Below are 8,992 nucleotides of genomic sequence, written 5' to 3'. Positions count from 1 at the left end.
AGCGTCGCGTTCGGACTCGTCTTCAGGCTCAGCAGCACCTGCGGCAGCCGGTGCAGCGCGAGCCCCTGGTCGGCGCGCGCGCGGTCGGCATGCAGCTCCACCAGCAGCCCGGTCGCATACGGGCCGAGCAGCAGCATCGCCGGGTGCAGCGTCTGCGCGACGACACCGCCCTCCAGCGCCCGCACCTGCGCGACGCTGACATAGGGGTTCATGTCGGTGAACCAGCCCAGCGGCCCGAGCCGCTCGGTCACCGACAGCTCGCCGCGCTGGTGTCCGGCCTGCGCGATGAAGCCGTTCTCGCTGCGGAAGTTGCGGCTGATGCGCTCCAGCGTCAGCAGCGTGTCGGTGTGCTCGCCGTAGAACGAATGGTCGGCGAACAGCGCGTGGCCGGCGCCGAGGTCGCCATCCCCAAGGCCCTCCAGCCGCGCGCGCGCATCGCCGCGCGTGTCGCTGGCCGCCATCTGCAGGCGCAGCTTGTGGCGCGCGTCGACCTGCCACGAGAGGTCGCTGCCGACCACCGCATTGCGGTCGTCGTCGGCCGCGTCGCGCAGGCTCAGCGTCGCGCCCCAGGTGGCCTGCTCGCCGAGGCGCACCCGGCCGCGCGCCATCAGCGCCTGGGCCGTCACGTCGCGCACCAGCGGCACGGTGGACCAGGTGCCGGGGTACAGCACCGCGCCGTCGCCGCTGTCGCGCGTGGCGATCGCGAGCCAGTCGCTGCCCTCGCTGCGCCGCGTCAGGCGCGCGCCCCACTTCGGGTCGGCGATGCTGCGCGTGTAGACCAGCGGGATCGGCGTGTCCAGCAGGTCGGCCCCCTCCAGGAAGAAGGCCCGCTTCTCGGGATAGAAGATGCCGAAGCGCGCATTCGCCGACAGCTGCGGCGCGTCGATCTCGACCTGCGAGAAATCCGGGTTCACGGTGGCGTCGACGAACCACGATGGCCCCAGGCGCGCCTTGATGTCGACGCCGGCGCGCGTGGTGTTGCCGCGTTCGTCACTGGCACCGGTGCTGCGCCGGTCGTGCCGTTCCGCCAGCACGTAGGGCGTCAGGTTGACGTAGGCCTGCGCGTCCGGCAGCGTCAGGCCGCCCAGCGCGGGGTTGCGGCACAGGAAGCAGTCGGAGTAGCGCGACAGCGCCACCGAGGTGTACAGGTAGCGCTGCTCGCGCGGGCGGTTGCGGGTGACCAGCAGTGTCCAGGTGTCGACCTGCCCACGCTCGCCGTAGCGCAGGCTGCTGAACGGAATGCGGAACTCCGCCGTCCAGCCGCCCTCGGCCCGCGCGGTCGCGACGCTGAAGTCGAAATCCTGGTCCAGGCTCTCCTCTCCGCTCGCCTCGTTGTAGGTGCCGTCGGAGACCGAGCCGACCGGGTTGGCGCGGAACAGCTGCGCGAACGAGCGCTTGCCGATCGGGTCGATGTAGAGCGTGACCTGGTCCTGGTCCTTGCCGACGCGATCGCGCCGCGACCAGGCGTAGCGCAGCGCCTCGGGATCCGGGTCGCGGCTCTCGACGAAGACGTACAGCGCGTCGGCGTCGTGCATCAACCGGTACTGCGTCTGCACCTGCGGCGCGCGCCCGGATTGCGGGCTGTACTCGCTGAAGTCGCCGTAGACCGGCGCAGCGGCCCAGCAGGGCTCGTCGGCGCGGCCATCGAGCACGATCGCGCAATCGGATGTGCCGGCCTGCTGGCGTGCCGGCGGTGCCGGGGGCGCCGCGGTCTGCGCGATGGCACTCGACCACCCGAACCCCAACACCCACCACGACACGACGGCGATCCACGATGCCCCTCGCACGCTCGCCATGCTCAACGCCGGTTCAGGTCGATCAGGTCGTGCGGGCTGCTGCCGTACATCGCCATCTGCTCCTGCTGCAGGCCGGCAGGGCGGCAGGCGTCGACCTCGTCGAGCCGGCGCAGCAGCGTCACGCTGCCCTGGCGGTGCTTGTGCGGCTCGACCAGCGACAGCAACTCGAAGCCCGCGCCCATGCCGGCCTGCAACTGCTGGCGGCGCAGCGCGTTCGCACACGGCCCGGGGATCACGACCTTGGCGGTTGCGCCCCCATCGGGCACGTCGACATCGACATGCGTGTAGTGGATCGCCGCCAGGCCGCCGTCCGCGTCGAGCAGCGGCCAGAAGCGGTTCAGCAGGTCGGGGTAGTCGAGCTGGTGGCCGCAGTCCAGCCACATGAAGCCGAACGGGCCGGCTTCGGCCGGCAACTGCACGTCCTGGAAGCGGCAGCGGTGCAGCGTGAACAGCGGCGACAGGTTCAGCCGCTCGAGGATCTGCAGGAAGCGCTGCAGGCGCGGCTCGTCTTCCGAGAAGTCATCGATGCCGTGCAGGTGCGCCGCATGGCCGGCATGGTCGTAGCCCGGGTGCAGCACCTCGTGGCGCGCCGGGTCGGTGAGCGTGCCGCCGGCGATGCGCGCATCGTGCTGCGCCTCGGTGCGGTTGTCGGCCAGCGCCTGCAACACGAACAGCGTCGAGTAGCCGAGCCCGACGCACAGCACCGAGCTCGGCCGCTGCATGCGGACCATCGAGTACAGCAGCAACGCCGCGTGCTCGGTGCCCATGCCGGGGTCGAAGGCGTGGTGGGCGATGTCCAGGAAGTGCGCATTCAGCGGCATGGGGGTCCCTCAAGCAGAAGAAGCCGGCGGGGTCGGGGTCAGGTCGAACGCGATGCACACGCGGTCATGCCCGGCCACGAAGGGCACGGTGCCGTGCCACAGGAAGGACGGGAACATCACCAGCGTGCCGGCGGCCGGCTGCACGATGAAATCCGGCGCCGCCGGGCGCGGCGCGGCCGGCAGCAGCCAGTCGACGTGCGTCGGGAAGCGCAGGCAGCCGGCGTGCGGCGGGCCGGTCATCGCCGGCACGTCGACGTAGTACACGCCGCTCACCAGGCCGGCCTCGTGGATGTGCAGCTCCTGGTAGCCCTCGGACTGCAGCATCACGCCCCAGGCCGTCACGCGCAGCCCGGCGTTGGCCAGTGCCTGCGCGTCGTGCAGCGGGGCGGCACCGTCGTCCGCGTCGTCGTCCTGCAGGAACGCCAGCAGGCTGTCGGTCAGCAGCCGCTGCAGGCGCCGCACCACCGGCGCGTCGTCGTGCAGCAGCTCGCCGGTCTGCCAGCCGTGGCGCGTCGCCTTGTCGGCGCGGTCCCAGGTGAGGCTGGGGTGCGCGTACAGGTGCGCCGTCAGCTCGGCGTGGAAGGCGCGCATCGCGGCCGGGTCGGCGCTGAGCGGGCCACTGCGCGCCACCATGCCGGCGGGGTCGTAGGCCTCGGCCGCCTGGAGCGGATCGCCATGGCCGTGCAGCAGCACCCCCAGGCAGGCCTGCGACTTGACGTGGCCCGGCGCGAGCGCGAGCGCCTGCTGCAGCGCACCGATCGCGTCGCGGGCGTGGCCGTCGGCGGCATGGCGCATGCCGAGCGCGCACCACAGCTGGTGGTCGCGCGGGTGCTGCGCGAGCGCGGCCCGCAGCCGGGCGTGGGCGGCCGCGGACGGCAGGGCCAGCACGCAACCCGACAGCGCGGTGGACTGGGGCGACAGCTCGGAAGAAATCTGCAACGGCATCGGAAACGGCATCGGACAGGACATCGCTGAGGGGAGCATCGGTGACGAGCAGGCGCCGCGACCGCCCCACCAGGAGGCCGCGGCGCGACGCTCCGCGCTTAGCGGGTCGCCTTCTCGGTGGCGACCGGTGCGGCCGCCTTCTCGCCGGGCTTCACCTGCACGGTGAAGGTGTCGGCGTTCCAGTCGACCATCGCCTGGCCATGCGACGAGGCATTGCCATGCAGTGCGGCGCTGGTGCTGCAGACGCCGGCGAAGCCGGTCGCGAGGCCGGCGTACACCAGCGTCTTCAGCTTGCGGGAGGCCTTCTTGGCCGGGGCGTTGACTTCGATGTTTTCTGCCATCTCGATTCCTTTTCAGGGTTTGACAAAAATCCGCTGCCACTGCGAGGTGGGCAGCGCTCCGCTCGGGGGATGGCCGTGACCACCTCCCAAGTCAGGTGGGCCGGGTTGCCGCGCCAGGGCGCGCCGCCGGCAGAAGAAGAACGCCCCGCGGGCCTACGCGGCGCGCGCGGGTGACCGCTCCGGCAGCATTCCCGCCTTGCGGTCGAACCACTCGCGCAGCCCGGGTTCGTCGAAGCGCTCGGCCAGCGCGAACGCGGCGTCGCGGGCCTTCACCGCCGCCGCCGGCTCGCCCAGCCCGTAGCGGGCGCGTGCCAGCTCGACCAGCAGGAAGGCGCGGTCGACCTCCTCGCTGCCGTTCGCCTCGATCGTCGTGATGCCGTCGCGCGCGGCCTGCGCCGCCGCCGCCCAGTCGCCGACCGCGTTGGCCACCAGCGCGACCAGGTAGTCGGCGCGTTCCACCTGCATCCAGGTGCCGGCGTGCAGCCAGATCGCCTTGCAGCAGCGGGCGGCCCGGCCCATCGCGGTCCCGACCAGCGGATCGACCCGCGCCGGCGACGCGGGCGACTGCGCCCGTTCCAGCCAGGCCGAGACGGTGTTGTTGATCGCGCGCGCCGCCATCGGCAGCACCGGCCCGCCCGCCGGGGCGGTTTCGAGCGCCTGCACGCAAGGCAGCAGGCTCGCCACCACCAGCAGCGGGTCGGCGGTGCCGGCCAGGTGCTGCAGGGTGCCCAGGCGCACCGCGGCGGCTGCGAGCGCCGGGCCGCAGGCGAGCGCCTGCGCGAGTTCGCTCTCGGCCTGCCAGGCCTGCAGCGCCGCACCGCTCATCGCATACGCGACCGCACGGTTGCGCAGCAGCACCGGCGGTGGGCCGGGCAGCGCCGGCAGCGCATCGAGCAGCGCGCGCGCGCCGGGCCAGTCGCCGCCCTTCTCGCCGATCACGTGGTTCACCAGCCAGCTGTACGACGCGAGGTCGTCGACGCCGAGCGCCGACGGCGCGATCGCGCGCAGCCGCGCCGCCGCGCCGACCAGGTCGGCGTCGTGGTCCTGCATCAATGCCGATACTTCTGCCAAGGCCATCTCAACTCTCCAGGGTGGGTCGCAAGGGGTTCTGGGCGGGCTCGGCCACCTGCACCTGCGTGCTCTTCGTCAGCCGGGCCGCGCAGTACGAGCGCAGCAGCGGGCCGAACAGCAGGTACACCGCGCCGAGCCACAGCGTGAATATCGCATCGCCGATGTGCTGGCTGCCGCGCAGCCACGAGGCGTAGGCCTTCTTGAATTTCACCTTCCAGACCAGCCGGCGCACGATTGCCTCGGAGCCGACCACGGCGAGCAGCGACGCGCGCGCCTCGCGCTCGTGCTTCTCTTCGTCGATCGCGATGCCGCGGAACACCTCGGCGGCGGCCGGCAGGTGGCTGCAGGCGCGCGCATAGCCGTTGAACTGCGCGCAGATCGCCTTCTCGCTCTCGTGCGCGAACGCGAGGAAGTAGTGGATGTCGTTCGCCGATTTCACCAGCACGCTGCGCGAACCGGAGCCGCCCTGGAAGCGATCGCGCGCCAGCTTGTGCGCAACCTCCAGGAAGCCGTCGGAATGCTCCATCTCCTCGAGCAGGTTCTCGAACAGCATCAGCTGCATCCTGGGCACGCGGGTGTGGCCGAGTGCGTTCAGGTACTGCCAGGCGCTGTCGAATTCGACCTCGGAGAATCGCTTCAGCGTGCGGGCAGCGTGCTGCGAATCGATGCGCCACGAGAGCGGCAGCAGCGCGCGCGTGACCGCATTCCTCAGGTGAGTGCTCCACATGGCGGGGTCTCCTTGTGATCGTCGTGATGGGACAAGAGCGGGGACAGGAACGGAGGCAGGGGCCGGTCGGCCGCCGGGTGGCCGTGCCACGTCAGCAGCCGCCGCGAATGCAGGAAGCTGCAGAAGGCTTCCAGCGTGTCGATCTCGAGTTCCAGCACCTCGGCCAGCTCGGCCAGCGGGCGGCGGCCGTCGAAGGCGTCGCACAGCCGGGCCGTGTCGGCGTCGAGCGCGCACGGCAGCGCGTAGAACGCGGTCGCGCCCAGCACGCCGGGGGTGGTCGGGTCGCTGCCGTCGGGCGGTGCCTGCCAACGCGCCCGCGGGTGCAGGCGCGGGCAGCGCAGCGAGCCGGCGTTGCCGGGGTGCTGTGCGTCGCGCTTGATGAAGACGTCGAACCAGTCGACCGGCGGGTCGACGGCATCGTCATCGTCATTGCCAACACCAGCGCGGTGCGGCTCGAAGCGGTCGGCCAGCAACTGCCCGCAGGCGTCGGCGGCCGCCGGGTCGCCCTGGTGCCAGCCGTCCTGCGGGAACTCGGCGGCCACCGCCAGCGAGCCACCCGGCGGCAGCAGCTCGGCCAGCTGCTGCAGGCACTCGGGCGGTGCCCGCAGGTGATCGAGCACGTTCAGCGCGAGCACCATGTCATACGACAGGCGCGACATCCCCGGGCCGACCAGCCGGGCCACGCCGGCCCGCGCGGCGCGCCGCTGCAGGAACAGGCGCTTCACCGGATCGATCTCGACCACGTCGGTCGCGATGCCGTTCAGCGCGAGCAGCAGCGCGACGTGGCCGGCGCCGGCGCCGTAGTCCAGCGCGTGGCGCGGTGCGAGGCGCAGCAGCTGCCGCGCGATGCCGGCATCGGCCGGCTGCTCCGGGCCGAGCAGGTGCGCCCAGACGTCGTGGACGAGGTTGCACAGGCCGACGTAGGCGTCGGTGACCGGCTCGTCCCACGGGCGCAGCACCTCGGTGCGGAACTGCGGCAGTGCATCGATCTCGTCGCGCAGCGCAGTCGGCAGCTGCGCGATGAACTCGATCAGCGCGTTCGCGCCCTGGTTCGCCACCTCGCAGGGGCCGGCGGCGCGTGCCACCTGGGGCAGGTCGTCGTGGCGCAGCGTGCCGCGCACCAGGCGGCACAGGTGTTCGGCGAAGTCGACGGCCTCGGCCGGCCGGCCCGGCTGCCAGCCGTCGGCAAAGCGTTCGCGCAACGCGGCCAGCGGCACCGGCGCGAGGCTGCGCGCCGCGATGATCTGTCTCAGTTCGTCGAGCATCGTGCAGTCCCCGCTCAACGCGCCGGAATGCGGCGGCCGAGCAGGCGCTGCACCGCCGCGCCGTAGGCCGGCAAGGCGGTGGCGCCCCGCAGCCGCTCGACCAGCTCGACGCGCGCATCCGCCCAGGCGGCCGGGCCGCCGAGCGGCAGGTAGTCGCGCATCGCGTCGAGGTCGGCCGCGTTGCCGGCGAGCGCCTGCAGCAGGTCGAGGTAGCTCGGCATCTTGATGGCGACGCTGGTGTGCAGCGATTCCTCGGTCAGCGCGCAGGCATGGTGGAAGGTGCCGCGCGGCAGGTACAGCAGGTCGCCGGGCTCGAGCTCGATCGTCGCGTGCGGCGCCTTGTCGTCATAGGCCACCGGACCGCCGTAGCCGACGATCGGGTTGACGTGCCGCTGGTCGGAGACGAACCAGCGCTTGCGGCCCGAGATCTGCAGCACGAAGATCTCGCCGCAGTCGTAGTGCGGCGCGAGGCCGGGGTGGTCCTTCTGCGAATAGAACAGGCTGGTCTCGACCTCGGCCGAGAAGGCCTGCGCGAACGCGAGCTTCAGCGCCATCAGTTCGGGGAAGTGCGCTTCCTGGCCGAAGCAGTTGGCGGTGGCGCCGTTCAGCAGCAGCTGGCGCACGCGGTCCAGGCGCGGCGCGCGGGCGACGCGGCCGTCCATGTCGATGTACTCGTGCACCAGGTCTTCGTGCGGCACGAAGCCGCTGTCGATGTACATCTCCGGCAGCCGGCGGTACTGCCACGGTGTGCCGCTCTCGACCAGCCGGCGCAGCGTCGCGGCATCGGCGAGCGATGCGAAGCGGTCGCTGCCGTCGGCCAGGTAGAGCGGCTTGCGGTCCCAGTACTCGGCGCAGAAGTGCTCCCAGTCGACCGGGTCGATCACCTGGGCGACCCGGGCCTGGCTGGCACCGAGCAGTTCCGCTTGCGAGGCGCGCTGGTTCATTCGGGGGCTCCTTCAGGGTTGGGGGGGCCGCGCCGATGGGGCGGCCGATGGTGCGGCGGACGGGGCGGCGGTTGCGTGGGCCGGGGGATTGATCGGCGTGTGGGCCGCGAGCCGCGCCTCGACCAGCGGCGTCAGCAGCAGCGCGAGCCGCTCGGCGCCGGCGGGGGACAGGTGGGAATCGCCGTCCAGGTACAGCGGCGCGGTGCCGTCGCCGGCGGCCAGCAGGTGCGTGGCCTGGGTCGCGTCGGGGAAGGGGCTGTCGAGCGTGGCCACGTCGGGCCGCGGCGACGGCAGCGAATGCGCGCGCCATTCCAGGTCGAAGCGGCCCTTCCAGGGCACGACCGCGAAGACCAGGTCGGCGTCGCGCTGGCGGCGCTGGTCGGCGTAGCCGCTTGCGATGCGCTGGTTCAGCACCGTGGCCGCCACCGTCGACTGCGCGCTGAAGCCGAGCGGCGTCGGGTGCTCGCTGCGCTGCGAGCGGTCCCACAGCTCGGCCCCGAACTGCACCAGCCGCAGGTTCATCCAGGCGCAGCGCAGGGCCGTGGCCTCGGCGCTGAAGGTGGTCACGTAGCCGCAGGTGGCGTGCGCATTGCGGAAGATCCGGTAGGCGTCCCAGGTGTCGTTCTCTTCGGTGTGCACCACCACCACCGGCTCGGTGGCCGGCAGGCCGGCGAGCGTGGCCAGGTAGTCGGTGGGGCCGAAGCCCGGCACGCCGTGGTTGACGACCTGCACGCCGGCGCCGAGCCGCTGCTGCAGGCGCGCCGCCAGCGTTTCATCGTCGGACAGGCCCCAGCCGAAGACCTGCGAATCGCCGACCAGGTGGACGCGCAACGGGGCAGCGGCGGCTGGCGCGACGGCTGGCGTGGAACCCGGCGTGAAGCGATTTCCGGCCGCATCGGTCGAGACCGTGACCGTGCGGCCGAACTGGTACGCGAGGGTGTGCAGGCCGCGCGCGAGCCGGTAGCGCGCGACGCCGTCGTTCGGCTCGAACACCTGCGGCGTGAGCGTGGCGCCGCCGAGGCCGACGCGCAGCGCGAGCTCGGCCGCGCCCAGCGCCAGCAGCAGCGCGAGCGCGGCCCACG

Annotated in this window: 9 protein-coding genes; all 9 read right to left on the bottom strand. The window is 72.4% G+C overall.

What is annotated here, in order from left to right:
• On the bottom strand, positions 1–1,796 hold a 1,796-nt coding region (locus AC1D15_RS10380), incomplete at its 3' end, for a carbohydrate binding family 9 domain-containing protein (RefSeq protein ID WP_477825916.1).
• Positions 1,797–1,798: 2 nt separating this feature from the next.
• Positions 1,799–2,617, bottom strand: coding sequence for an O-methyltransferase (locus tag AC1D15_RS10375; protein ID WP_477825915.1), 819 nt, complete (start codon positions 2,615–2,617; stop codon positions 1,799–1,801).
• A 9-nt stretch (positions 2,618–2,626) separates the two neighbouring features.
• Positions 2,627–3,574 carry a putative 2OG-Fe(II) oxygenase gene (locus AC1D15_RS10370; protein ID WP_477825914.1) on the bottom strand — a complete coding sequence of 316 codons (948 nt, stop codon included), beginning with the start codon at positions 3,572–3,574 and terminating at the stop codon, positions 2,627–2,629.
• Between the two features lie 86 nt (positions 3,575–3,660).
• Positions 3,661–3,903, bottom strand: a complete 243-nt coding sequence (locus tag AC1D15_RS10365) for a hypothetical protein (RefSeq protein WP_047508236.1) — start codon at positions 3,901–3,903, stop codon at positions 3,661–3,663.
• Positions 3,904–4,056: 153 nt separating this feature from the next.
• Positions 4,057–4,980, bottom strand: a complete 924-nt coding sequence (locus AC1D15_RS10360) for a hypothetical protein (RefSeq protein ID WP_477825913.1) — start codon at positions 4,978–4,980, stop codon at positions 4,057–4,059.
• 1 nt (position 4,981) lies between these two features.
• On the bottom strand, positions 4,982–5,701 hold the full coding sequence (locus AC1D15_RS10355) for a ferritin family protein (RefSeq protein WP_477825912.1): 720 nt from the start codon (positions 5,699–5,701) through the stop codon (positions 4,982–4,984).
• Complete coding sequence (locus AC1D15_RS10350; RefSeq protein ID WP_477825911.1) at positions 5,683–6,966, bottom strand: class I SAM-dependent methyltransferase; 1,284 nt, start codon at positions 6,964–6,966, stop codon at positions 5,683–5,685. The genes AC1D15_RS10355 and AC1D15_RS10350 overlap by 19 nt, the downstream gene beginning before the upstream one ends.
• Before the next feature lie 14 nt (positions 6,967–6,980).
• Complete coding sequence (locus AC1D15_RS10345) at positions 6,981–7,910, bottom strand: JmjC domain-containing protein (RefSeq protein ID WP_477825910.1); 930 nt, start codon at positions 7,908–7,910, stop codon at positions 6,981–6,983.
• 12 nt (positions 7,911–7,922) lie between these two features.
• The coding region (locus AC1D15_RS10340) for a hypothetical protein (protein ID WP_477825909.1) at positions 7,923–8,992 on the bottom strand (1,070 nt) is incomplete at its 5' end.

The sequence above is a fragment of the Rhizobacter sp. P2_H2 genome, assembly GCF_056403375.1.
Note: the sequence above shows the minus strand (reverse complement) of the source record. Positions and strands in the feature narration are given on the sequence as shown.